The organism is Salinispora vitiensis (assembly GCF_000378825.1).
GTDB classification, from domain to species: Bacteria; Actinomycetota; Actinomycetes; order Mycobacteriales; family Micromonosporaceae; genus Micromonospora; species Micromonospora vitiensis.
On the sequence record NZ_KB900388.1, the window covers coordinates 4,396,157 to 4,418,900 of the forward strand.

Annotated in this window: 24 protein-coding genes and 1 pseudogene; 14 read left to right on the forward strand and 11 right to left on the reverse strand. The window is 70.4% G+C overall.

Going from position 1 to position 22,744, the window contains the following annotated elements; all coding sequences use genetic code 11:
- Positions 1-19 precede the first annotated feature (19 nt).
- Positions 20-1,603 carry an acyl-CoA carboxylase subunit beta gene (locus tag SALPAC2_RS0120875; RefSeq protein ID WP_018218570.1) on the reverse strand — a complete coding sequence of 528 codons (1,584 nt, stop codon included), beginning with the start codon at positions 1,601-1,603 and terminating at the stop codon, positions 20-22.
- Between the two features lie 85 nt (positions 1,604-1,688).
- On the opposite strand from SALPAC2_RS0120875, the gene SALPAC2_RS0120880 reads away from it, so the two are divergent.
- Both SALPAC2_RS0120880 and SALPAC2_RS0120885 read left to right on the forward strand, forming a co-directional pair.
- A complete protein-coding gene (locus SALPAC2_RS0120880; protein WP_018218571.1) occupies positions 1,689-2,564 on the forward strand; it encodes a biotin--[acetyl-CoA-carboxylase] ligase in 876 nt (291 codons plus the stop codon).
- 65 nt (positions 2,565-2,629) lie between these two features.
- A complete protein-coding gene (locus tag SALPAC2_RS0120885) occupies positions 2,630-3,259 on the forward strand; it encodes a PH domain-containing protein (protein ID WP_018218572.1) in 630 nt (209 codons plus the stop codon).
- Between the two features lie 108 nt (positions 3,260-3,367).
- On the opposite strand, the gene SALPAC2_RS0120890 is transcribed toward SALPAC2_RS0120885, so the two are convergent.
- The gene (locus SALPAC2_RS0120890) at positions 3,368-4,063 is read right to left on the reverse strand and encodes a GtrA family protein (RefSeq protein ID WP_018218573.1); all 696 of its coding nucleotides are present in this window, start codon (positions 4,061-4,063) and stop codon (positions 3,368-3,370) included.
- 64 nt (positions 4,064-4,127) lie between these two features.
- On the reverse strand, positions 4,128-4,703 hold the full coding sequence (locus tag SALPAC2_RS0120895; protein WP_026184970.1) for a GtrA family protein: 576 nt from the start codon (positions 4,701-4,703) through the stop codon (positions 4,128-4,130).
- Between the two features lie 362 nt (positions 4,704-5,065).
- On the opposite strand from SALPAC2_RS0120895, the gene SALPAC2_RS0120900 reads away from it, so the two are divergent.
- From SALPAC2_RS0120900 to SALPAC2_RS0120910, 3 genes are read left to right on the forward strand one after another with little or no spacing between them, the layout of a single operon-like run.
- Positions 5,066-6,904, forward strand: coding sequence for a phosphoenolpyruvate carboxykinase (GTP) (locus tag SALPAC2_RS0120900; RefSeq protein ID WP_018218575.1), 1,839 nt, complete (start codon positions 5,066-5,068; stop codon positions 6,902-6,904).
- A 36-nt stretch (positions 6,905-6,940) separates the two neighbouring features.
- Positions 6,941-8,161 (forward strand): geranylgeranyl reductase family protein, encoded by a 1,221-nt coding sequence (locus SALPAC2_RS0120905; RefSeq protein WP_026184971.1) that lies wholly within the window; start codon positions 6,941-6,943, stop codon positions 8,159-8,161.
- Between the two features lie 31 nt (positions 8,162-8,192).
- Entirely contained in the window at positions 8,193-8,963 is a 771-nt protein-coding gene (locus SALPAC2_RS0120910) for an isoprenyl transferase (RefSeq protein ID WP_026184972.1), read from the forward strand.
- A 17-nt stretch (positions 8,964-8,980) separates the two neighbouring features.
- On the opposite strand, the gene otsB is transcribed toward SALPAC2_RS0120910, so the two are convergent.
- The 3 genes from otsB to SALPAC2_RS0120925 form a co-directional block, all read right to left on the reverse strand.
- Complete coding sequence (otsB, locus tag SALPAC2_RS0120915) at positions 8,981-9,805, reverse strand: trehalose-phosphatase (RefSeq protein WP_018218578.1); 825 nt, start codon at positions 9,803-9,805, stop codon at positions 8,981-8,983.
- A gap of 100 nt (positions 9,806-9,905) precedes the next feature.
- On the reverse strand, positions 9,906-10,259 hold the full coding sequence (locus SALPAC2_RS0120920) for a hypothetical protein (RefSeq protein WP_018218579.1): 354 nt from the start codon (positions 10,257-10,259) through the stop codon (positions 9,906-9,908).
- Between the two features lie 160 nt (positions 10,260-10,419).
- Positions 10,420-10,863: a helix-turn-helix domain-containing protein gene (locus SALPAC2_RS0120925; protein ID WP_018218580.1), complete on the reverse strand. Its 444-nt coding sequence runs from the start codon at positions 10,861-10,863 to the stop codon at positions 10,420-10,422.
- A 268-nt stretch (positions 10,864-11,131) separates the two neighbouring features.
- On the opposite strand from SALPAC2_RS0120925, the gene SALPAC2_RS0120930 reads away from it, so the two are divergent.
- The 5 genes from SALPAC2_RS0120930 (at position 11,132) to SALPAC2_RS0120950 (ending at position 14,704) form a co-directional block, all read left to right on the forward strand.
- Entirely contained in the window at positions 11,132-11,476 is a 345-nt protein-coding gene (locus SALPAC2_RS0120930) for a hypothetical protein (protein ID WP_018218581.1), read from the forward strand.
- Positions 11,477-11,507: 31 nt separating this feature from the next.
- Positions 11,508-11,879 carry a hypothetical protein gene (locus SALPAC2_RS0120935; RefSeq protein ID WP_018218582.1) on the forward strand — a complete coding sequence of 124 codons (372 nt, stop codon included), beginning with the start codon at positions 11,508-11,510 and terminating at the stop codon, positions 11,877-11,879.
- 283 nt (positions 11,880-12,162) lie between these two features.
- On the forward strand, positions 12,163-12,843 hold the full coding sequence (locus SALPAC2_RS0120940) for an aggregation-promoting factor C-terminal-like domain-containing protein (RefSeq protein ID WP_018218583.1): 681 nt from the start codon (positions 12,163-12,165) through the stop codon (positions 12,841-12,843).
- 130 nt (positions 12,844-12,973) lie between these two features.
- Entirely contained in the window at positions 12,974-13,627 is a 654-nt protein-coding gene (locus SALPAC2_RS0120945) for a rhomboid family intramembrane serine protease (RefSeq protein WP_018218584.1), read from the forward strand.
- A gap of 108 nt (positions 13,628-13,735) precedes the next feature.
- Positions 13,736-14,704, forward strand: a complete 969-nt coding sequence (locus tag SALPAC2_RS0120950) for an NAD(P)/FAD-dependent oxidoreductase (protein ID WP_018218585.1) — start codon at positions 13,736-13,738, stop codon at positions 14,702-14,704.
- A 17-nt stretch (positions 14,705-14,721) separates the two neighbouring features.
- Here SALPAC2_RS0120950 and SALPAC2_RS0120955 read toward each other — a convergent pair whose 3' ends face one another.
- Positions 14,722-15,414 (reverse strand): TetR/AcrR family transcriptional regulator, encoded by a 693-nt coding sequence (locus SALPAC2_RS0120955; protein ID WP_018218586.1) that lies wholly within the window; start codon positions 15,412-15,414, stop codon positions 14,722-14,724.
- Between the two features lie 133 nt (positions 15,415-15,547).
- Between SALPAC2_RS0120955 and SALPAC2_RS25230 the strand changes: the two are divergent.
- A pseudogene (locus SALPAC2_RS25230) lies at positions 15,548-16,497 on the forward strand (NAD-dependent epimerase/dehydratase family protein).
- Here the strand turns inward: SALPAC2_RS25230 and SALPAC2_RS0120965 are convergent.
- Positions 16,494-17,438, reverse strand: a complete 945-nt coding sequence (locus SALPAC2_RS0120965) for a DMT family transporter (protein ID WP_018218587.1) — start codon at positions 17,436-17,438, stop codon at positions 16,494-16,496. The pseudogene SALPAC2_RS25230 and the gene SALPAC2_RS0120965 sit on opposite strands and share 4 nt — an antisense overlap.
- 3 nt (positions 17,439-17,441) lie before the next feature.
- Positions 17,442-18,473 carry a class II fructose-bisphosphatase gene (glpX, locus tag SALPAC2_RS0120970; protein WP_018218588.1) on the reverse strand — a complete coding sequence of 344 codons (1,032 nt, stop codon included), beginning with the start codon at positions 18,471-18,473 and terminating at the stop codon, positions 17,442-17,444.
- 151 nt (positions 18,474-18,624) lie between these two features.
- Here glpX and SALPAC2_RS0120975 point away from each other — a divergent pair, with 151 nt between their 5' ends.
- A complete protein-coding gene (locus SALPAC2_RS0120975; RefSeq protein ID WP_018218589.1) occupies positions 18,625-19,446 on the forward strand; it encodes a DUF4245 domain-containing protein in 822 nt (273 codons plus the stop codon).
- A 72-nt stretch (positions 19,447-19,518) separates the two neighbouring features.
- Here SALPAC2_RS0120975 and SALPAC2_RS0120980 read toward each other — a convergent pair whose 3' ends face one another.
- Entirely contained in the window at positions 19,519-19,731 is a 213-nt protein-coding gene (locus SALPAC2_RS0120980; RefSeq protein ID WP_018218590.1) for an exodeoxyribonuclease VII small subunit, read from the reverse strand.
- Positions 19,732-19,836: 105 nt separating this feature from the next.
- Entirely contained in the window at positions 19,837-21,090 is a 1,254-nt protein-coding gene (xseA, locus tag SALPAC2_RS0120985) for an exodeoxyribonuclease VII large subunit (RefSeq protein WP_018218591.1), read from the reverse strand.
- Positions 21,091-21,163: 73 nt separating this feature from the next.
- On the opposite strand from xseA, the gene SALPAC2_RS0120990 reads away from it, so the two are divergent.
- Together SALPAC2_RS0120990 and SALPAC2_RS0120995 are read left to right on the forward strand one after the other, a co-directional pair.
- Positions 21,164-22,147, forward strand: a complete 984-nt coding sequence (locus SALPAC2_RS0120990) for a 4-hydroxy-3-methylbut-2-enyl diphosphate reductase (RefSeq protein ID WP_018218592.1) — start codon at positions 21,164-21,166, stop codon at positions 22,145-22,147.
- Between the two features lie 95 nt (positions 22,148-22,242).
- Complete coding sequence (locus SALPAC2_RS0120995) at positions 22,243-22,701, forward strand: hypothetical protein (protein ID WP_026184974.1); 459 nt, start codon at positions 22,243-22,245, stop codon at positions 22,699-22,701.
- The last annotated feature ends 43 nt before the right edge of the window (positions 22,702-22,744 follow it).

The window sequence follows — 22,744 nt, forward strand, 5'->3', positions numbered from 1 at the left end:
CGCCTCGCCGACCACGCACCTACAGCGGGATGTTGCCGTGCTTCTTCGGGGGAAGGGTCTCGCGCTTGGTACGCAGTACCCGCAGCGCGCGGACAATCTGTGCCCGGGTCTCGTGCGGCGGGATGACCGAGTCGATGTAGCCGCGCTCGGCGGCGATGTACGGGTTGGCGAGGGTGTCCTCGTATTCGGTGATCAGCTCGGCGCGTCGCGCCGCCGGGTCGGCGGCGCCGGCCAGCTCCTGCCGGTGCAGGATGTTGACCGCCCCCTGCGCACCCATCACCGCGATCTGGGCGGTCGGCCAGGCGAAGTTCAGGTCCGCGCCGAGGTGCTTGGAGCCCATGACGTCGTACGCACCGCCGTACGCCTTGCGGGTGATGACGGTGACCTTCCCGACGGTGGCCTCGGCGTACGCGTAGATGAGCTTCGCGCCCCGGCGGATGATGCCCTCCCACTCCTGGCTGGTGCCGGGGAGGAAGCCGGGTACGTCCACGAAGGTGAGTACCGGAATGTTGAACGCGTCGCAGGTGCGGACGAAGCGCGCGGCCTTCTCCGACGCGGCGATGTCCAGCGTGCCGGCGAAGTGCATGGGCTGGTTGGCGACCACGCCGACCGGCCGGCCCTCGACCCGGCCGTAGCCGACGATCAGGTTCTGCGCGTACAGCGGCTGCACCTCAAGGAACTCGCCCTCGTCGAGGACGTGCTCGATGACCTGGTGCATGTCGTACGGCTGGTTCGCCGAGTCCGGGATGAGGGTGTCCAGCTCCCGGTCCTCGTCGCTGATCTCGAGGTCCATGTCGACCGGGTACGTGACCGGCTCGTCCAGGTTGTTCGACGGCAGGTACGACAGCAGCGCCTTGACGTACTCGATCGCGTCCTCCTCGTCGGTGGCGAGGTAGTGCGCGTTGCCGCTGCGCGAGTTGTGCGTACGGGCGCCGCCCAGCTCCTCCATGGCGACGTCCTCACCGGTGACGGTTTTGATCACGTCTGGGCCGGTGATGAACATGTGTGAGGTCTGGTCGACCATGACGGTGAAGTCGGTGACCGCGGGCGAGTAGACGGCGCCGCCCGCGCACGGGCCGAGAATGAGCGAGATCTGTGGGATGACGCCACTGGCCCGTACGTTGCGGAAGAAGATCTCGCCGTAGAGGCCGAGCGAGGCGACACCCTCCTGGATTCGGGCCCCGCCGGAGTCGTTGATCCCGATGACCGGGCATCCGATCTTCATGGCCAGGTCCATCACCTTGACGATCTTCTCGCCGAAGACCTCGCCGAGGGAGCCGCCGAAGACCGTGAAGTCCTGCGCGAAGACGCAGACCTGGCGGCCGTCGATGGTCCCGTAGCCGGTGATGACGCCGTCGCCGTAGGGGCGGGCTTCCGCCAGTCCGAAGTTGGTGGACCGGTGTCGGGCCAGTTCGTCCAGTTCGACGAAGGAGCCGGGGTCGAGGAGGAGCTCGATCCGCTCCCGCGCGGTTTTCTTGCCCCGTGCGTGCTGCTTGTCCACGGCGCGCGCCGACCCGGCGTGCACCGCCTCGTCGATCCGACGCTCCAGGTCCGCCAGCTTGCCCGCGGTGCTGTGGATGTTGGTCCCGGTCTCGGTAGTCACCAAGGGAATATAACGATGGTTCAGCTCGGCGCCGCTGTGCAGTACGCCTCACCACCGGTCATCGGGTGGGCCGTAGGCTGGCGGGATGCTGGGTTCCCCGTACACCGATCTGGATCGCCCACCACTGTCGGTGGCGCGGCTGCGTCGCGCGTTAGTTGCGCCGCACGGTTCGTGGGCCCGGCTGGAGCTGCTCGCCGAGACCGGTTCGACCAACGCGGACGTGGCCGAGTACGCCCGCTCCGGGGAGCCGGAGGGCCTGGTGTTGGTCGCGGAGCGGCAGCGTGCGGGGCGGGGCCGGCGGGGCCGCGACTGGCAGTCGCCGGCCCGGGCGGGGATCGCGACCAGCGTCCTGCTTCGGCCGGGGGAGGCGGTGCCCGAGCGGGGCTGGGCGCCGGTGCCACCGTCGGCGTACGGGTGGCTGCCGCTGCTCGCCGGGGTGGCGCTGGTGCAGGCGGTGACCCGGCTGGCCGAGCTGGAGGCCACCCTCAAGTGGCCGAACGATCTGCTCGTCGGTGACGCGAAGTGCGGCGGGATCCTGGCCGAGGGGGTGCCGGTGGCGGGGGCGGCGGGGTCCCCCGCGATCGTCCTCGGCATCGGTCTGAACGTGACGCTTCGTGCTGACGAGTTGCCGGCGAACCCGAATGGTCTGCCGGCGACGTCGCTGCAGTTGGCCGGTGCCGCCGCGACGGACCGGGATCCGTTGTTGCGGGCGCTGCTCCGGTCGTTGGGCGACTGGTACGGGCGGTGGCGTGCCGCGGAGGGCGACGCGGTGGCCAGTGGCCTGCGTGCGGCCTACCTGGCCGGCTGTGCCACCGTGGACCGTCCGGTCCGGGTGCTGCTGCCGGACGGTGGCGAGTTGACCGGTACGGCGACCGGCGTTGACTCCGACGGCCAGCTGGTGGTGGCCACCCCGGAAGCCACCCGGCACCTCTCCGCCGGCGACATTCTGCACCTGCGCTGAACGGCCTGGGCTGACCCGGCGGGCCGGGCTCGGTAGCGGCTGTTGTCGCCCAGCCCGCGCGGCTGATGTCGTGGGGTGAGGTGAGCGGTTACGGTCTGCGCGTCCGATCTGTGCTGGAGGTACCCGTGGCGTTTCCTGAGGACGTGCTCACCGAGGACGAGCACGTCGTGCTGCATCTGCATCCGCACTGGAAGGTCCTGGTCCGGCCGGCCGCGGTGACGGTTCTCGCCGTCGCGGTGGTGGTGGGCGCCTTGGTGCTGGCCCCCGATGGGGCTGGCCGGGCGGCGGTGTTGGTGGTGCTGGGCGGGGCGGCGCTGGTGGGGGTGCTCTGGTTCGCGCTCTGGCCGGCGTTGGTCTGGCAGGCGACCCACTACCTGTTCACCAACGAGCGGGTGCTCATCCAGCAGGGTGTGCTCTCCCGGGACCGCCGGGACATCCCGCTCACCCGGGTCACCGACCATGCGATGCAGCAGCGCCTCAGCGAGCGGTTGTTCGGCTGCGGAACGCTGACCATCGATTCCGCGGGGGAGCGTGGGCGGACGGTGCTGGATGATGTGCCGCAGGTGGGGCGGGTGCAGACGACGCTCTACGAGTTGGTGGAGGCGCAGTACGACCGGCCGCCCTCCGGCGACGCCGAGCTTCGGGAGGCGCTGACCGAGGCCCGGGACGGCAGGCCGTCCGGGGATTCGGGTTAAGCGGGTCCGATCGCAGCCGGGTCGAGCTGGGCCCGGGCGGGCTGGCCCGGCGACCGGATCCGGAAGGCGGGCGGCCTGGGCCGGTGCCCAACCCGGAGCCGGGCGCGGTCAGGGGCGACGGGATCGGCGGGTGCTCGTCTGGAGCTCTGCGGCGAGTTCGGCGGCCAGCTCCCGGTCCAGGTCGAGGCGGGCGTCCAACGGGATGGTCAGGCCTTGGATCGGTGTGCGGAGGGGTTGGTGGGTGCCCGGTGGCGGGGCGGTTTCCTCCAGCTCCGAGACCGACTCCGCCAGCTCGGCGACCGGGTCCATCTCAGCCATCGTGTCCCACTCGTCGCGGGGGATGCTGTGCCAGTTGTTGGTGTCCGGCGCCGGTGCGGGCTGGAAGACGAATGTCCGGTAGGACCAGAACCGGAACAGCGTCGCCAGCAAGATACCCATCGTCTTGGCGAGGTTGAGGGCGAGCAGGCTGGTCACGCCGAGGCCGTATTTGGCCGCGGCCAGCACCCCCAGCTCGATGAGGAGCCCCGCGCCGTTAAAAAGGAAGAAGAGGACATACTCGCGCCTAACCGCCGTTTTCGGGCGATCGCGGTACGTCCAATGGCGATTCATGAGGTACGACGTGATCGTCGCGGTGATGGTGGCGACGACCGTCGCCTTCAGTGCGCCGCCCTGGAAGACGGTGAGTGCAAGGGCGTTGAACACCGCGTAATTGATGACGGTGTTGACGCCCCCGACGATGCCGAATTTGAGCGCCTCATGCAGGAACTTCTGCCAACGCTCGGGCAGGAGACGGACAAGACGCATGCAGAACACCTTAGGCGAGTGGGCTGGGCCGGGATCGCCCCGGCCTGGCGAGATGGGCGCCAGGTCACGCCCGGTTTCGGTCGCGCTTCGCTTCCGGTGCGGTGGGAGTTCCCGCTGGTACGAAGACGAACCGTCGATAGGACCAGAACCGGAAGAGGGTCGCCAGGCCGGTGCCGATGAGATAGCTGGCGATGTTGTCCGCCAGCGGGGTCTGGAAGACCTCCGGCCAGATCTGGCCCAGGCCGTAGCGGCTGATCGCCAGGACCGCCACGGTGATACCGAGGCCCACCGCGTTGAAGATGAAGAAAAGCACGTACTCGCGGGCCGGGTTGGCGCCCCGGCGGTGTCGCCACGTCCAGAATCGGTTGCCGAGGAAGGCGACGGTCGCCGCCACCACCGTGGAGATGGTCTTCGCAGTCACCTGCTCGACGTCCTGCACCGAGGTTAGGAGGTTGAAGAGGGCGAAGTCGACGATGAAGGCGATGCCGCCCACGGTGGCGAACCTGCTCAACTCGTGGACGAGGTGACCGAACCGGTCCAGCAGGGAGTGGATCAGGCCCGGCCGGGTCCGCCGGGAGCCGGGCTCCCCGGTCATCGTCGCTGCCACCGAGCGAGCGTACCGGGTGCGGGCCCGCGACACGGGTAGCTCCGGTCGGCATGGCTGGTACGGACAGTGGTGACAGGCGGGGACAACACGCCCCGGGCCGGTCTCCCGAGCCATCCGGCCAAGTTCGGTCCGGTAGACCGCCGACGTACCGGACGAACGCCACCCGACTGTTTCGTCACTGGATTTGCGTGAAACTGCGCGTGAAAGCGGGTATTAGCTCGCGATGCCGCAGCCGGACCGTAGCTTGTGCAGTTCTTCACAACCAGTCCCACTGACTGGTGGCGCAAGCCGGTTTACGCTGAGGCCAATCCCAGGTTTCACGTAGGCGACGCGCCGCGCCGTCAAGCCTCGTGCATCCCATAGACCGGTCAGCGTCGACCACAAGGAGATGTGTCATGGTTGCTCCGGCCACTGTTCGGGGTATCGATCAGGCCCCGACATCCCACCCCAAACTGCTTGCCTGGGTCCGTGAGATTGCGGAACTGACCACCCCGGACCGTGTGGTCTGGGCGGACGGGTCAGAAGAAGAGTGGCGTCGTCTCACCGACGAACTCGTCGAGGCCGGCACCCTGGTCCGGCTCAACCCGGAGAAGAAGCCCAACTCGTTTTACGCCCGGACCGACCCGACGGACGTGGCGCGGGTCGAGGAGCGTACCTACATCTGCTCGGTGGACGAGGCAGACGCCGGCCCGACCAACAACTGGATGGCGCCGGCCGAGATGAAGCGGACGATGACGGAGCTGTACCGCGGCTGCATGCGCGGTCGCACCATGTACGTCATCCCCTTCTGCATGGGCCCGGTAGAGGCCGAGAAGCCGATGTTCGGCATCGAGATCACCGACAGTCCGTACGTGGTCGCCTCGATGCGGATCATGACCCGGATGGGCGGGAAGATCCTGGCGGCGATGGGCGACGACGCGGACTTCGTGCACGCGCTGCATTCGATCGGCGCGCCGCTCGCACCGGGCCAGCAGGACGTGGCCTGGCCGTGCAACGAGACGAAGTACATCTCGCACTTCCCGGAGACCCGGGAGATCTGGTCCTACGGCTCCGGCTACGGCGGCAACTCACTGCTCGGCAAGAAGTGCTACTCGCTGCGGATCGCCAGTGTGATGGGGCGGGACGAGGGCTGGCTCGCCGAGCACATGTTGATCCTGAAGATCACCTCTCCGGAGGGGAGGGTCTACCACATCGCCGGTGCCTTCCCGTCGGCCTGCGGCAAGACCAACCTCGCCATGCTGGAGCCGACCATCCCAGGCTGGAAGGTCGAGACCATCGGGGACGACATCGCCTGGATGCGGTTCGGCCCGGATGGGCGCCTCTACGCGGTCAACCCGGAGTACGGCCTCTTCGGGGTCGCCCCCGGCACCGACTGGAAGACCAACGCCAACGCGATGCGGACGTTGGACCGCGGCAACTCCGTCTTCACCAACGTGGCCCTCACCGACGACGGTGACATCTGGTGGGAGGGCATGGGCGAGCCCCCGGCGCACCTCATGGACTGGAAGGGCAACGACTGGACGCCGGAGAGCGAAAACCTCTCCTCGCACGCCAACAGCCGGTTCTGCACCCCGATCACCCAGTGCCCGATCCTCGCCGAGGACTACTACAACCCCAACGGCGTACCGATCGACGCGATCCTCTTCGGCGGCCGGCGTCGCGACACCGTCCCACTGGTCACCGAGGCGCGGGACTGGGTGCACGGCGTCTACCTGGGCGCAACGCTCTCCTCGGAGACCACCGCCGCGGCTTCGGGCGCGGTCGGCGTCGTGCGTCGGGACCCGATGGCGATGCTGCCCTTCATCGGCTACCACGCCGGTGACTACTTCCGGCACTGGATCGAGATGGGCAAGGGCGTCGACGGCGACGAGTCGAAGCTGCCGAGCGTCTACTACGTCAACTGGTTCCGCAAGGACGCCGAGGGCAACTTCCTCTGGCCGGGCTTCGGCGAGAACTCCCGGGTCCTGAAGTGGATCGTCGAGCGGATCGAGGGCCGGGCCGACGCCGTGGAGACCCCGATCGGCATGGTTCCCACCGCGGACGCGCTGGACGTCGAGGGCCTGGACATGACCTCGGAAGACATTCGGATCGCGCTGAAGGTCGACGCGAACGAGTGGCAGGCCGAACTGCCGATGGTCACCGAGTGGTTTGAGAAGTTCGGGGACAAGCTGCCCGGTGTCCTCTGGGCCGAGCTGGACGCGCTGCGTGCCCGGCTCGACGCGCAGCCGCGGTAGTAGCGGATATAGCTGGGCCGGCGCCTTCGGCGTTGGATGATCCCTGCAACGGCCGCCGAGAGCATCCGCTCGGCGGCGGAGAGGGGATGCGACGTGGCGACCGGGCTGGCCGACGGGGGCGACGAGTTCGATGTCGTGGTGGTGGGGGCCGGCCCGGCGGGATCGGCCGCCGCCCTCGCCGCCCGCCGGACCGGAGCCCGGGTGCTCCTGCTGGATCGGGCCGACTTCCCCCGGGACAAGGCCTGCGGGGACGGGATCGCCGCGCACGCGCTGGATGTGCTGGCCGGGCTGGGGGTGCCCGACCCGGTGGCCGGGTACGCCCCACTGCCCGCGCTTCGCCTGGTCGGCCCGGGCGGACCGGCGGTGGCGCGGGCACTGCCCCGCCCGGCGTACACGGTGCCCCGAACCGTCTTCGATGCTCGGCTGGTCGCGGCGGCGGTCGCGGCCGGCGCCCAGCTGCGTCGGCACGTGGTACGCCGGGTCGAGGTGCGGGCGGACCGGGTGGTGCTCGACGGGGAGATCGCCGGACGGGCCGTGGTGGGTGCCGACGGTGCGGGCTCGGTCGTGCGTCGGGCACTGGGACACGCCCCGAATCCGGACCGCCATCTGGCCCTGGCGATCCGGGGCTACGCGCCCGCGCCGCCCGGTCCACCGGAGCAGCTCATCGTCACCTCAGCCGCCCGCTGGCCGGCGTACGCCTGGTCTTTCCCGATCGGCGACGGCAGGGCGAACGTCGGGTACGGGGAGGTGCTCCGCGGCGAGTCGCTGACCCGGGAACACCTCGTCGCGCGGATTCCAGCGCTGCTACCCGAGGTCGATCCGGCGGCGGTTACCGCCCTGCGAGCCCACCACCTGCCGCTCTCCACCCACCGGCCGGTGCCGGGGCGCGGCCGGGTGGTACTGGCAGGCGACGCGCTTTCGTTGATCAATCCGTTCACCGGGGAGGGGATCTTCTACGCGCTGCTCTCCGGAGCGCTCGCCGGCGCCGTGCTGAGTCGTACGCCCGGACAGGCCGCTCGGCGCTACACCGCGGCGCTTCGTCGTCGACTCGGTGGTCATCTGCGGCACAGTTCGGTTGCGGCCTGGCTCGCCCGGCGGCGGTCGGTGGTGGACGCGGCGGTGTGGGCGGCCGAGCGCGATGACCGGGTGTATCGGGCGGTGGTGGAGTTGGGGCTCGGCGACGGCCGGTTGGACATCCGGACGCTGGCCATGATCGGGCGTGGTCTGGCCGCCGGACATCGGCATCCCGAGCCATGAGGCGTCACTCCGGTCGCTACCCTGGCAGGTGATGACTCTGCGGGACGTTGTCTACTCGTTGTACGAACGCCGGCTCACGGCCAAGCTGGCGGGCAAGCCGGTGCCTCAGCACGTCGGTGTGATGTGTGACGGTAACCGCAGGTGGGCGCGGGAGATGGGGTTCGTCGACCCCAACGACGGCCACCGGGTCGGTGCCGAGCGGATCAAGGAGCTGCTGCGGTGGTGTGACGCGGCCGGCGTCGGGCATGTGACGCTCTGGCTGCTCTCCACCGACAACCTGACCCGTCCGGCGGCTCAGCTCGATCCGTTGTTGCAGATCATCGAGGACCTGACGAGTGAGCTGGCCGAGGAGGGCAACCCCTGGCGGCTGCGGCTGGTCGGGGCGCTCGACGTGTTGCCGGCGCCGCACGCGGCGGCGCTCAAGGCAGCGGCGGAGCGGACCCGGGACCGGGTGGGCGGCGCCCAGGTCAACATCGCCGTCGGCTACGGCGGCCGGCGTGAGATCGCCGACGCGGTGCGATCGTTCCTGCACGAGCACGCGAAGGCCGGCACCGGCATCGAGCGGCTGGCCGAGACGTTCGATGTCGAGCACATCACCGATCACCTCTACACCCGGGGATTGCCGGACCCCGATCTGATCATACGGACCAGCGGCGAGCAGCGGATGTCCGGTTTCCTGCTCTGGCAGTCCGTCCACTCGGAGTTCTATTTCTGCGAGTTGAACTGGCCGGACTTCCGCCGGGTCGACTTTCTCCGCGCGCTGCGCTCCTACGCCAGCCGGCAGCGTCGCTTCGGCATCTGATCGCCCCAGCCTGGGAGTCAGGCCAGTCGGCGCGCGGCGGCGGTGAGGAAGTCGCCGAGGTCTGCGGGCGAGTCGATGGTCAGATCCGCGGCGGCGGCAACCTCTTCGCCGGTCTCCGGGTTGGCGACCGCGACGCAGACGCCGAAGAAGCGCGGGTCGGCGGCGGCCCGGGCGCGTAGCGCCGCGAAGGCCTTGATGTCCGATACGTCGTCGCCGAAGTACCAGGCGGCCTCCGCGTCCCGCACCACCTCGTCGATGACCATGCCCTTGTCCCGGTCGACCGGCGGCTTCAGCTCCAGGACCATTCGTCCGGCCTGGACCCGGAGGCCGAGCTGCTCGGCGCGGGCGTAACCCCACCGGGTTACCGCCGGTCCGAGCTGCGGGGCGGTCCGCCAGTGCAGTGCCACCGAGAGCCGTTTGTACTCCACCAGGGTGCCCCCGGGCAGCTCGGCGCGGGCCTCACCGGCTAGCTCCGCCATGGTCGGCACCCAGGGCAGCGCCGCTGGTTCGGTGACGGTTTCGCCGCCGGAGTGGCTGTGCTCCAGCCCGTAGAGGCCGTGGAGGTCGACACCGGCGAGATCACCGAGTCGTTCGCGGAGGAAATCGACCGGGCGTGCGGAGACGATCGCGATCCGACGGACGATGGGAGCGAGCGCCTCGATCGCGGTGAGCACCCTCGGGGCGGGGTGCACCGCCGTCGGGTCGTCGCGGACCGGCGCGAGGGTGCCATCGAAGTCGAAGAAGAGGACGGTTCCGGCAGCCCGGGCAGCGGTTTCCTGCCAGGCGAGGTCGGCGGTGAACGGGGTTTTCGGCGGCTGCTTGCCCAGATTCAACGGCGGCACGCGCGACAGCGTACCCCGCTTGGAGCGGCTCAATCGTGGCCGTGAGGTACCCGGCCACCGGGCCTGGTGGCGGGGTGGATGCTGGGTTTGGTGGCGGTGTTCAGCGTTCGGCGGCTTCCCGTCCCCGACGCCCGATCGGGACGACGGTGGCTTCCCGGCTGTGCCGGAGCAGGTAGCCCTCGACGAAGCCGGAGTTTCGGTCACCTGCGCCGGATTCGAGTTCGTTGAGCCGGGCCACCAGGAACTCGGTGAGGGCGCTGATTCGGTCGTTGAGTCGGTCGTTCAGTTCGGCGAGCACGGCCAGGACGACGGCGGTGCCGGTGACGGTGAGCGTGACGAGGTTGACGAGCAGGGGAAGCTGCTCGCCGTTGACCGCCAGGGTCACCGCGTTCCCGGTCACGCACAGCGTCAGGGACACGGTGCCGACCACGACTGCCAACCACTTCAGGGTCATGGGATAGACCCCTCCTTCTGTCCCGCAGGGCTGGGTTCGGCCTTCCCGTCCCCCCGCCGACGACGAGCCCAAGCAGTACGAGTACGGACGCTAGCGTGCCGATCCGGGCCTGGGAGCGAAACGAATGAGTCTGACCTGCTGTTCTTTCGCCATCTGAGGATCATCCAACCTTTTTGCCCTGGTTTGGTACTGCTACCGGGAGAGCGGGACGATAGGCGAGGTATCGGATTGTTTCTCGAATGTGGAACTTCTCCGCATCCGATACCTCGGGGTTGACCAGTCGGCGCAGGAGTGCCTCGACGTCGGGGTCCATCGGGGGCGGGGTTGTCCCGGCTCGGTGGGGAGTGCCTCGCCGGTCCCAGCCCAGCGTGGTGAAGGCGGTTACCGGGTCGAGCCCGAGTCCTTCACAGAACGCCACGACGCGTTCCGCCTCGGGGTCGCTGGCCCAGTCGCCCCGGACCCACCGGTTGACCGTCTGCCGGGAGACGCCGGTGCGCCGGGAGACCTCGGTGCCGCTCCAAGCGCGGGTGGCCCGAGCCTCGTCGAGCGCGCGCCGGACGAAGGTAGCGAAGGCGATCTTTCGTGCGTTGGCCGTCTCGGTCACCTGGTGACCGTACGGCTAGGGCCCCCGCATGCGGTCCCCTGGCACGCGGTTGTCACGTGAATGTGACGAGCCGCTCGGCTTTCTCGCTGCCCAGTCCGGTGCGACTTACACCGGCTCTCACCTGGTGTTAATAGGCACTCGCGTGGCTGGGGGGAATCAGACGAAAAGCTGATACTGTCACGTTCGCGGGACACTCTACCGTGTGTCCGTGCAGGAGACGATGACTGCTTGCTCCCATGCGTGATATCTCCGGCACGAGGGGGACTTGGTGACCGAACTCGCCACCCGAGCGCAGGCCTTCGGCCTGATCGCCGCCGGGGTAGCCACTGGTTTGAGCGCGCCCTGGTGCCTCTACCTGGCCCGGGGTTCCCGTTACCTCTCCCTCAGCGTCGGGGACCGGGCGGAGTGGCACGCCTGGCGTACCCACCTCGGTTGTCCGAATCTCACCATCCGTGTCTACGACGCGGATGGTGAGATTCGCCGCTCGTCGGTGGCCGAGGTTTTCCTGGACGGGTGCCGGATCCGCGTCGAGCTGGTCGAACAGGTCGGCACCGCCGACCTCAACCAGCTACTTGTCGTGGATCCCACCCCGGTTGAGCCGGAGGAACGATGAGTCCATACAGTCCATGTCCCGGAGCGGCCGGATGAGTCCACTCCTCGCCCTGCTGCTCGTTTGTGTCCTGACCGCCGCCAGCTATGCCGCCGGTCGTCTGCACGGTCAGCTCAGCTACCGGATCGGTTACCGGTTCGGCTATCGGCAGGGCTACTTTGACGGTGACCGCGGCGCCTGGAACCGGCGGCGGCGCGATGCCCAGGCGGCGATCGCATCCGCGCTCGCAAGCCCGCCACCGGTGGATCCGGTTCGCAAGCGCATCGCGCCACCGATGGCCCGGTCCGGCACCACCTACACCGGCACGGCGGCGGCTCCGGCCGGTGGCCGACAAGCGACCGGCACGGCGGCGGCTCCGGCCGGTGGCCGACATTCAACCGGGACGCTGGTTCGGCGAAGCGGGTGAGCGGCCGGCGGGCGGGAGGCTCTCGATTACCCTGAGTGGCGAAAGGCGGATTCGGGAGTGGCGCAGGTCACAATGTTGGCCGGTGGTTTCCCATCCGCTCTACTGTGCGCGATGGTGTCCCCGAGCGCTCGCACATCCGGCGGATCGTCGGTGATCGTTCGCCCGCGTCCCCGTTGGCAGAGCCGCCGGGAGACTCGCGCGGTCGGAGCGCTCGCGGTGTGACCCCACCCCATCCGGGTGTGGTCAGCGCCGTTTTCGTGCCCCGAAAGGAAGGGACCACCTTGTGAATCGGCTGTGGAGCCGGTTGGGTGCCCGGACGGCCGCGGTGGCGCTGCTCTCCGCGGGCGTCGTCGGCGGTTTCCAACTGGGCGACGACCGGGATCAGGGCCAACACCTGTCGGAGGCCGCCGGAGTCGAGCAGGTTGCGCTGCGAGCACCGCAGGTGCATCCGATGAAGGAGCAGGCCACCGAATACCAGGAGAAGCTGCACGACGCCGCGGTGGCCGAGGCGGCGGCGGAGCGCAAGCGCCGGGAAGAGGCCGCTGCGGCCTCCCGGAATGCGGCCCGCGCGGCGGCGGCGGAGCTCGCCGAGGCCAAGGCTGAGGCCGCAGCCGCGGCGGAGAAGCCGTACGACGGCCCGATCCCGGACTCGTGTGCGGAGTTCACCGGCAACCGGCAGATCGGCTGCGCGGAGATGCTCAACGCCGGCTTCGAAATCGACGAGTTCCCCTGCCTGGACAAGCTCTTCACCAAGGAGAGCGGCTGGAACCACAAGGCCCGCAACTCGTCAACCGGCGCCTACGGAATTCCACAGGCGCTACCCGGTAGCAAGATGGCCTCGAAGGGTGACGACTGGGAGACGAACCCGAAAACCCAGATCCTATGGGGGCTCGGCTATATCGAGGGTCGGTACCAAACGCCCTGCAAGGCCTGGGCCTATATGCAGGACGTGGGCTGGTACTGAGCTCCAGCAGGGGCTGCTACTGATCGTCGGGTGGCGTCGGGGTGTGCTTGGTCACACCTTTCCGCCACCCGACCAAATTTGACACCGGCCCAGGTAGCGGCGGTCGGCGCTACCTGATAGCTGTTGACGGGTGAGCCTGCAATCGGAGGGCAGTGACCCGCACCAGTTCGGCACCGAGGCGTTCTACGCCGCGATCGGCCGGGCCTTCGTCGCCATGTGCGCGGTGGTGCCGTTCCTCTTCCTCATCGAGGCCGTTGACCAGGGGCTGGCATTCGGGCTCGACCCGGCGGCCGGCATCATCCCGAAGCGCCTCGACGGCCTGGATGGTGTTTTCTTCTCACCGTTTCTGCACCACGGCTTTGATCACCTCTACAGCAACAGCATCCCGCTGATCCTGCTCGGCACCTTCGTGCTCGCGGCGGGTGCGCGTCGCTTCCTCTGGTCCACGTTGATCATCATTTTGATCAGCGGGCTCGGCGTCTGGTTCACCGGCGCTCCGAACTCCATCGTGGTCGGCGCCAGCGGCGTCATCTTCGGCTACCTCGGCATCCTGCTCACCCGGGGCATCGTCGAGCGGAGCTGGTGGAACTTCGCGGTGGTCCTCCTGGTCGGCCTCCTCTATGGCTGGCAACTCGTCGGCATTCTCCCCACCGACGAGCGGATCTCCTGGCAGGGGCACCTCTTCGGGCTGCTGGGCGGGGTGGTCGCCGCGATCGTCTTCCGGCGGCGTCGACCGGACCTGGGTGGCTCGCACTACTCCGACTCGACCCGCATCTTCGGCTGACCGGAGCGGCGACGACCGCCTGCCGGACATCCTTGCCCGGCGGCTCCGTCCCCTCTACCGTCAGGATCAGCGTCGGTTGAGCCGGGAGCGGAAAGCGACGGTACGCCCATGCACGAGGTCGATGTCGCGGTGATCGGGGCCGGGCCCGCCGGCCTCTTCGCGGCGTACTACGCCGGCTTCCGCGGGCTCTCGGTGGCAGTGGTGGACGCGTTGCCCGAGCCCGGTGGTCAGATCACGGCGATGTACCCGGAGAAGTTGATTCACGATGTCGCCGGCTTCCCGGCCGTCAAGGGCCGGGATCTGGTGGCCAACCTGGTTGCCCAGGCCGCCCCGTTCGACCCGCGCTACCTGCTCGGCACCCGGGCGGAGAAGCTGTCGTACGCCGATGGTCGGCCGGTGCTCGGTCTGGCCGGGGGTGAGCAGTTCCGCTGCGGTGCGGTAGTGATCACCGGCGGGCTGGGCAGCTTCACACCCCGCCCGCTGCCCGTCGCGGAGGGCTACGTCGGCACCGGAATCATCTACTTCGTGCCGCAGCCGGCGGAGCTCGCCGGCCAGGACGTGCTGATCGTCGGTGGTGGGGACTCCGCCTTCGACTGGGCGTCAACCCTCCAGCCGCTGGCCCGTTCGGTGACCCTCGTGCATCGCCGGGAGAAGTTCCGGGCGCACGCCGCCACCGTCGCCCGGGTCCGCGCCCTGCCGGTGCGGGTGGTGGTGAACGCGGAGGTGACGAGGCTGCACGGGGGTGGCGCGGTGACCGGTGCCGAGGTCACTGTCCGGGGTGGCGCGGCGGAGTTGTTGCCGGTCGACACTGTCGTCGCGGCGCTCGGCTTCACCGCCGACCTCGGCCCGCTGGCGGAGTGGGGCCTGCGCCTGGACCGCCGGCACCTCGTGGTTGACAGCACCATGTCGACCAACCTGCCGCGGGTCTTCGCCGCTGGGGATATCACCGAGTACCCGGGCAAGGTTCGCCTGATCGCCACCGGCTTCGGTGAGGCCGCGACCGCGGTGAACAACGCGGCCGTGGTGCTTGATCCGACAGCGCACCTCTTCCCCGGGCACTCCTCCGACGGGACCTGATCCCTCGGGTGACCGGCTTACCGGGGTAGGCCGACGAGGTCGGCCATCAACGCGATCTGGTGGTCGAAGTAGTCGTCGCGGTGCGGCAGGGCACCTTTGATCCGGCCGAAGAGCTCGAAGCTGATCAGCCCGAAGAGCTGGGTCCACCCCGCCATCCCCCGAGCGAGCAGCGCTACCGGCATCCCCGGTGCGAGGCTCGCCGCGACGTCGGCGAGGTCATCGCGGACGGGTTGGGGCAGGTCGTCGGCGGGGGGTGGGGTGAGCTGTCCGGTGGCAAGCCCGTCGCGGGCGATGCCGATCAGCGTCATTGGTGGGCGCGCAGCCGGCTCGACGGTGTCGTCGGGCGCCGTGTAGCCGGGAACCGGGCTGCCGTAGAGCAGCGCGTACTCGGCGGGGTTGGCGAGGGCCCAGGCCCGGGCCGCCCGACAGCTGGCGAACCAGCGTCCGCGCAGGTCGTCGCGGTCCACGGCGGCGTCTGCTGCCTCGACCGCGTCGCCTAGGGCCACGTACGCCTCCAGGATGAGCGTGGTGAGCAGGTCGTCCCGACTGGGAAAGTAGCGGTAGATCGCCGAGGAGGCCATGCCGAGGTCTCGGGCGACCGCCCGTAGCGACAGGTTGGCGCCGTCGGTGGCCAGATGGCGGCGCGCCGCGGCCTTGATCTCGTCGATCATTTCGGCCCGCACCCGGGCCCGGAGTGAGTTGGCGGCCATCTCCTTACCCTGCCACGCGTAGGGCGCTGATCCAATTCGAGAGCAGTGCTCTTGACAGGTCTGGCACCTATCGACACACTTCCTTGTGAGCACCGCTCTCGAAGTGATCTGTTGATCCGAAAGGTGAGCTCTGATGTCGAATCACGTGATCGTCGGTGCCGGCCCGGTCGGCACCGCGACCGCTCACCTCCTCGCCCAGCGGGGGAGCAGGTCCGGCTGGTCAGTCGCCGCGGCGCCGGCCCCGAGCATCCGGCCATCGAACTCATCGCCGCTGATGCCACCGATGCCGCCCGCCTGACCCGCCTGACGGCCGGCGCCGTCGCCCTCTACAACTGTGCCAACCACGCGCTGCACCGGTGGGCCGCCGACTGGCCGCCGCTGGCAACCGCCCTGCTCACCACCGCCGAGCAGACCGGTGCGGTGCTCGCCACGATCGGCAACCTCTTCGGGTACGGCCCGACTGACGGGCCGATGACCGAGGCCACCCCGCTGGCCGCCACCGGCGTCAAGGCAGGGGTGCGCAAACAGATGTGGCTCAGCGCGTTGGCCGCCCACGAGGCGGGCCGGGCCCGGACGACCGAGGTCCGCGGCTCCGACTTCCTCGGGATCGGGACCAACTCGATCACCAGCCGGATCCTGCCGAATGTCCTGGCCGGCCGCCGAGTGGTCCTGCCGGTCGACTTCGACGTCCCGCACACCATCACCTACGTCGGCGACGTGGCCCGCACCGTGGTCGCCGCCGCCACTGACCCGGACGCTTGGGGACGGGCCTGGCACGTGCCGAGCCCGCCCGCGCTCAGTCTGCGGGAGTTGGCCACCCGCGCCGCGACCCTGGCCGGCGCGCCCACGCCGCGGTTGACCCGCCTGCCCTACCCGGTGCTCTGGTTCGGTGGCCTGGTCAACCCGTTGCTTCGGGAACTGCGGGAGACGACATACCAGTTCGATCGCCCGTACGTGCTGGACTCCTCGGCCAGCGAGCAGGCCCTCGGGATCGAGCCGACCGCGCTGGACGAAGCCCTCGCCGAGACCCTCGGCGCGCTGCGCCGGGACCCCGGTTCCGGCTCGGCGGAGCGCAGCCCCTAACGCCGGGCGGCGATCAGGACAGCGACCAGGGTCAGTGCCGCACCGAGCAGGGTGGTGGCGTCCGGGCGGGAAGCCGCGGTCGGTAGGAACACGTCTAGTAGGACCGCGCCGACCACCTGGCCGGCGATCGTGGCCAGGCCGAGCAGCAGCACCCCGGTGAACTCGACGACAGCGGCGGCGATCGCGATGAAGGCGATCCCGATCGGCCCACCCAGGTAGAGCCACGGCTCGGCCGGCGGTGAACCAGTGGGCAGCCCGCGTACCGCGATGTCGACCGCGAAGACCACCAACAGGGCGACGATGCCCACCGTGAAGTTGACCAGCGTGGCGGTCAACGGGCTGCCGGCGGCCCGGCCGACCTGCCCGTTGACGGCCTGCTGCCAGGCCACCGCGATCCCCGCGAGCAGCGGCAGCACCGCCAGCGCCAGCGCGGTCGGATCGTTGAGCCGCCCGCCGACGGCCAGCCCGACCGCGACTACGGTGAGTGCCGCCCCGAACAGGCGCCGACCGGTAACCGGCTGGCGTCCGCTCGGGCCGATGCCGGCCCGGTCCACGAGGAGACTGCTGGCGGACTGGCCGGCGACCACCGCCACGGTGAAGACGGCGACGCCGAGGGTGCCGACCGTGAGGCCCTGCGTCGCCACGAGGAACGCCCCGCAGAGCCCGCCGAGGCATTGCCATGGGCGCAGCCTGCCGGCGGTTAGCGCGGCGCGCAGGGCGGCCAGCCCGCGCCGCCCACCGGGCGTCGCCGGTACCAGTACCAGCAGGACCAGCAGGCCCAGACCGAACGAGATGACGGCCGCGGCGACCCCGTCGGCCAGGCGTACGCCCAACTCGCCGTTGACCCGGGATTGCACGGCGACGGCGACTCCGGCAATCGTCGCGAGCACCACCCCGACCAGCCGGCGGGCCGGTGACGGCCGGGGCGGAGCTCCCGGCACTGCCTACTCCTGCTCGGCGAGGGGACGGCCGTCAAAGTCCACGGCGGAGTAGAGCGCCAGCTTCTCCAGTCGGTGATAGGAGTCGATCATGCGAATCGTGCCGCTCTTCGAGCGCATCACGATCGACTGTGTGTACGCCCCACCGGCCCGGTACCGGACACCGCGGAGCAGGTCGCCGGAGGTGACCCCGGTGGCGACGAAGAAGCAGTTGTCGCCGGTCACGAGGTCGTCGGTGCCGAGCACCCGGTCGAGATCGTGACCGGCGGCGACGGCCTTCTCCCGCTCCTGCTCGTCGCGGGGCCAGAGCTTGGCCTGCAGGGCGCCGCCCATGCACTTCAGGGCGCAGGCCGCGGTGATCCCCTCGGGGGTCCCGCCGATGCCCATCAGCACGTCGACGCCGGACTCCTCGCGAGTGGCGGCGATCGCGCCGGCGATGTCACCGTCGGAGATGAAGCGGATGCCCGCGCCGGTGCGGCGGACCTCGTCCACCAGCCCGTCGTGCCGGGTCCGGTCCAGCACACAGACCGTCACGTCGGCGGCGTCGGTGCCCTTGACCTTGGCGATACGTCGGATGTTCTCTGCCGCGCCGGCGTTGATGTCCACCACGTCGGCGTAGGCCGGGCCGACGGCGAGTTTCTCCATGTAGAAGACGGCACTCGGGTCGAACATCGCCCCGCGTTCGGCGACTGCCAGCACCGCCAGGGCGTTCGGCATGCCCTTGCTCATCAGGGTGGTGCCGTCGATCGGGTCGACCGCGACGTCAACCTCCGGCCCCGTCCCGTCGCCGACCTCCTCACCGTTGAAGAGCATCGGCGCGTTGTCCTTCTCGCCCTCGCCGATCACCACGATCCCGCGCATCGGAATCGAATTGATCAATTTGCGCATCGCGTTGACGGCGGCGCCGTCCCCGCCCTCCTTGTCGCCCCGGCCGACCCACCGGCCGGCGGCCATCGCCGCGGCTTCGGTCACCCGGACTAGGTCGAGGGCGAGGTTGCGATCGAGATTCTGTGGGGTCCGCGTCGTGGTGTTCGTCATGACGGCTCCTCCTCGCGACGGTGCGGGGTGGCCCGGCAGGCGTGGTCGCTGCCGGCTTTGTCGCTGATCCTCACATGATCGGCCACACTGCGTGGTGGTGGGGCGGTGATGGCTTGGTCACGTCTGATCGGGTGGCTGCGAAGATAGCGGGGTGGAACCCGCACAGCCCGCCGACCGCGTCCCTGCCGACCAGACCGCGCCGGAGCTTTCGCCGGTCGAGCCGGCGCCCTCCGGCCCGGCCGCGCCCGCGACCGCCGAGGAGCCGGCCGCGCCCGCGACCGCCGAGGGGCCGGCCGCGCCCATGACCGCCGAGGAGCCGGCGTTGGTCGAGCCCGCCACCGGCCCGACGACAGCCAGCGGCCCGACCGAGACCAACGGTGCCGAGGGGACCAACGGTGCCGGGGAGACCAGTGCTGCGCGGGAGGCCGGCGAGTCGCCGGCACCGCCCGCTGCGGCGGACACCACCCGTTCGGAGCGCTCGCCGAAAGACATGGCGATCTCGCTCCTCGTGCTGCTGGTCCCGGTCGCCCTGCTGCTCGCCTTCTACCGGGGTTTCCTCGGGGGAGACCAGGCAACCGTCGTGGATCCGGCGCCCGCGTTGGACTCGGCGCAGGCGGCGGCGGCCTTTCCGGTCAGTCGGCCACAGGGGCTGGACGCGGGATGGCGCACCGTCCGGGCCGACTTCCGGACCGTCGAGGACGGGTCGACGCTGCGCCTGGGCTACCTGACCCCGGAGGGGCGGGGGGCCCAGATCGTGCAGAGCAGCGTGCCGCCGGAGCAGTTGCTCCCCACCGAGTTGACCGAACAGGGGCAGCCCCAGGGCCGGACCGACCTCGCGGGACGCACCTGGCAGCGCTACACGGCCCGCGGCAACGAGCAGGCGTTCGTGCTCCTCGAACCAGATCGCACAGTGATCGTGGTCGGCGATGCCCGAGACACCGAGCTGCGGGAGTTGGCCGGGGCGCTGGGCTGAACTCGGGCCCGAAGCAGGCGGTGGACCGGTTGGTCGCTTCCGCGCCCAACCGGCAGCGGGGCGGCGCCGTGGTCAGTCGGTGGGTTCTTGTCGGGCGGCGTCCAGGCGGGCCCGGGCACCCTCCAGCCACGCCTGGCAGACCCCGGTCAGCTGCTCACCGCGCTCCCAGAGAGCCAGCGACTCCTCCAGCGTGGTGCCGCCGGCCTCCAGCCGTTCGACCACCGACGCCAACTCGGCGCGGGCCTGCTCGTAGCTGAGCCGCTCGTCCTTCGTCTCCTCGGTCATCGTTCACATCCCACCACACCCACCCGTCCCGGCAATCCCCGCCGTGCCGCCGGTGGCCCGCCCCGACGCCGGTGTCAGGGTTCGGCCGGATCGGCGGAGGAACCGCTACCGCCGTTGGGCCTCCGGGTGCTGCTCTCCGGCGTCGATGGTCGCCGCCAGCTCCCCGTCGGCGAGCCGGACCCGCACCGGGTCCCCGACGGCGACCTCGGAGACGGTGCGAACGACGGTGCCGTCGGCGCGCCGTACGATCGCGTACCCCCGGTCGAGGGTGGCGGCCGGGGAGAGGGCCCGGAGCCGGGCCCGGGTGTGTCGAAGGTCGTCCTCGGCGGCGGTCAACCGGTGGGCGAGACAGCGGTCGGCCCGATGGCGCAGCCCGGAGACGTCGGTAGCCCGCTGCTCGATCATCACCGCCGGCCGGGCCAGCACCGGCCGGGAGCGCAGCAGCTCCAGCCGGTGTGCCTCGCGGTCAACCAGGTTGCGCACCGCGCGTTCGAGTCGGGACCGGGCCTGCCCGATCAGGCGTACCTCCTCGGTGAGGTCCGGCACGACCCGCTTGGCCGCGTCGGTCGGGGTGGAGGCGCGGATGTCCGCGACGTAGTCGAGCAGCGGCGCGTCGGTCTCGTGGCCGATGGCGCTGACCACCGGGGTACGGGCGGCGAACACCGCCCGGCACAGGGCCTCGTCGGAGAAGGGCAGCAGGTCCTCGATGCTGCCGCCGCCCCGGGCGATCACGATCACCTCGATGGTCGGGTCGGCGTCCAGCACCCGCAGCGCGTCCACGATCTGCGGTACGGCCGACGGCCCCTGCACGGCCACGTTGACCGTGCGGAACGCCACCGCCGGCCAGCGTCGGTGGGCATTGGTACGCACGTCCCGCTCGGCGGCGCTGGCCCGGCCGGTGATCAGCCCGATTCGGTGCGGGAGGAAGGGCGGGCGTCGTTTGCGCCGGGGGTCGAAGAGCCCCTCGGCGGCCAGCAGCTTCTTCAGCTTCTCCAGCCGGGCCAGCAACTCGCCCAGCCCCACCTGTCGGATTTCGTCGGCGCGCAGGCTCAACGTGCCCCGGGCGGCATAGAAGTCGGGCTTGGCGTGCAGCACCACCCGAGCGCCCTCGCGAAGCTGTGGTGCGCCGGAGTCAAGCACGTCGCGGTTGGTGGTCACGGTCAGGCTGAGGTCGGCCGACGGGTCCCGGAGGGTGAGAAACACCGTGCTCGCGCCGGGCCGGCGACTGACCTGCGCGACCTGCCCGTCCACCCACACCCAGCCCAGCCGGGCGATCCAGGCGCTGATCTTCTGGCTGACCACCCGGACCGGCCATGGCTCCTCGGGCGTGCTGCGGGCAACCCCGCCATCCGAACTCACCCGCTCACCCTACGGACCGTCCCGGCGGGCCGCAGCCGCTGGCGGGTGGTGGGTCGGCACGTACGATGGGCGGGTGAGTGAGGCTGAAGCGACCCGGACCGGTAAGCGTGTGATCCTGGCGAAGCCGCGCGGTTACTGCGCGGGCGTCGACCGGGCGGTGCAGACCGTCGAGGAGGCGCTCAAGCTCTACGGCGCGCCGATCTACGTCCGAAAGCAGATCGTGCACAACCAGCACGTGGTGCGGACTCTGGAGGCCAAGGGCGCCATCTTCGTGGAGGAGAACGAGGAGGTGCCGGAGGGTGCGACCGTGGTCTTCTCCGCGCACGGTGTCGCCCCCGAGGTCCACGAGCAGGCGCGGAGCCGCTCGCTGAAGGCGATCGACGCGACCTGCCCGTTGGTCACCAAGGTGCACCAGGAGGCGAAGCGGTTCGCCGCCGAGGACTACGACATCCTGCTGATCGGTCACGAGGGGCATGAGGAGGTCATCGGCACCGCTGGCGAGGCGCCCGAGCACATCCAGCTCGTGGATGGTCCCCAGGACGCCGAGCGGGTCACCGTCCGGGACCCGAACAAGGTGGTGTGGCTGTCCCAGACCACCCTGTCGGTGGACGAGACGCTGGAGACGGTGGCCCGGCTGAAGAAGCGGCTGCCGCTGCTCCAGTCGCCGCCGAGCGATGACATCTGCTACGCCACCAGCAACCGGCAGCACGTGGTCAAGCAGATCGCGTCGGACTGCGACGTCATGATCGTGGTCGGTTCCACGAACTCGTCGAACTCGGTGCGGCTGGTCGAGGTGGCCCTGGACGCGGGTGCGCGCGCCGGCCACCTCGTCGATTTCGCCCACGAGATCGACGACGCGTGGCTCGCGGGCGCCCGCACGGTCGGCCTGACCTCGGGGGCCAGCGTCCCCGAGGAGCTCGTCCAGGAGGTTCTCGCGCACCTCGCGGCGCGGGGCTTCTCCGATGTCGAGGAGGTGGTGACCGCGGACGAGCGGTTGACCTTCTCCCTGCCGCAGGAGCTGAAGCGGGACATGCGGGCCGCGGCAGCCCGCGGTTGAGCGGTGGGGACCCGCTTCGACCGGACGGGGCCCGGGCCGGGCGGCGGCAGCGGCGGGACGGGAACGAACCGACGGGCCGGAGCGTCCGAAACGGTATGAGAAGCCCTTGGCTCGCCGCCCCGGCGTTGGCCGTCTGCCTGGCGCTCAGCGCCTGCGGCAGCGGCCAGGGCGCGGGTACCGGCCCCCCGACCGAGATGGGAGCGACGCCCGTGACGACCCCCACCGATCCGGAACCAACGGCAGCCGACAGCGAGCTCGCCACCCCGGCCGCCCCGAGGTCGATGCCGGCCTCCGTGCCGACGCGTACCCCGAAGGCGCCGGCGGGCCCGAGCAAGCCGCCGCCGGTCGGCGCCGCCACCCTGACCGGCACCGTGCAGGCCGGGGTGGAGCCCGGTTGTCTGCTGCTGGATGGATACCTGCTGGTGGGTGGGCCCCGTGCGGTATTGACCCCCGGCGCGTCAGTGCTGGTGACCGGGAAGATCCAGCCGGACGTGGTGACCAGCTGCCAGCAGGGCATCCCCTTCCTGGTGGAGACGGCCTCCCGGCAGGGCTGACCCACCCGTCGAAACCGACGGAGCCCGCCCCCGGTCACCGGGG

What these genes read in the sequence shown, in the direction of transcription:
- SALPAC2_RS0120905 (WP_026184971.1), top strand. Translation starts at nt 6,941, where the DNA reads ATGATCCCTGCAACGGCCGCCGAGAGCATCCGCTCGGCGGCGGAGAGG.
- SALPAC2_RS0120995 (WP_026184974.1), top strand. Translation starts at nt 22,243, where the DNA reads ATGAGAAGCCCTTGGCTCGCCGCCCCGGCGTTGGCCGTCTGCCTGGCG.
- SALPAC2_RS0120890 (WP_018218573.1), bottom strand. Translation starts at nt 4,063, where the DNA reads ATGCGTCTTGTCCGTCTCCTGCCCGAGCGTTGGCAGAAGTTCCTGCAT.
- SALPAC2_RS0120900 (WP_018218575.1), top strand. Translation starts at nt 5,066, where the DNA reads ATGGTTGCTCCGGCCACTGTTCGGGGTATCGATCAGGCCCCGACATCC.
- SALPAC2_RS0120910 (WP_026184972.1), top strand. Translation starts at nt 8,193, where the DNA reads ATGACTCTGCGGGACGTTGTCTACTCGTTGTACGAACGCCGGCTCACG.
- glpX (WP_018218588.1), bottom strand. Translation starts at nt 18,473, where the DNA reads ATGACGAACACCACGACGCGGACCCCACAGAATCTCGATCGCAACCTC.
- SALPAC2_RS0120885 (WP_018218572.1), top strand. Translation starts at nt 2,630, where the DNA reads ATGTCGTGGGGTGAGGTGAGCGGTTACGGTCTGCGCGTCCGATCTGTG.
- SALPAC2_RS0120920 (WP_018218579.1), bottom strand. Translation starts at nt 10,259, where the DNA reads ATGACCCTGAAGTGGTTGGCAGTCGTGGTCGGCACCGTGTCCCTGACG.
- SALPAC2_RS0120950 (WP_018218585.1), top strand. Translation starts at nt 13,736, where the DNA reads ATGCACGAGGTCGATGTCGCGGTGATCGGGGCCGGGCCCGCCGGCCTC.
- SALPAC2_RS0120880 (WP_018218571.1), top strand. Translation starts at nt 1,689, where the DNA reads ATGCTGGGTTCCCCGTACACCGATCTGGATCGCCCACCACTGTCGGTG.
- SALPAC2_RS0120955 (WP_018218586.1), bottom strand. Translation starts at nt 15,414, where the DNA reads ATGGCCGCCAACTCACTCCGGGCCCGGGTGCGGGCCGAAATGATCGAC.
- SALPAC2_RS0120935 (WP_018218582.1), top strand. Translation starts at nt 11,508, where the DNA reads ATGAGTCCACTCCTCGCCCTGCTGCTCGTTTGTGTCCTGACCGCCGCC.
- SALPAC2_RS0120980 (WP_018218590.1), bottom strand. Translation starts at nt 19,731, where the DNA reads ATGACCGAGGAGACGAAGGACGAGCGGCTCAGCTACGAGCAGGCCCGC.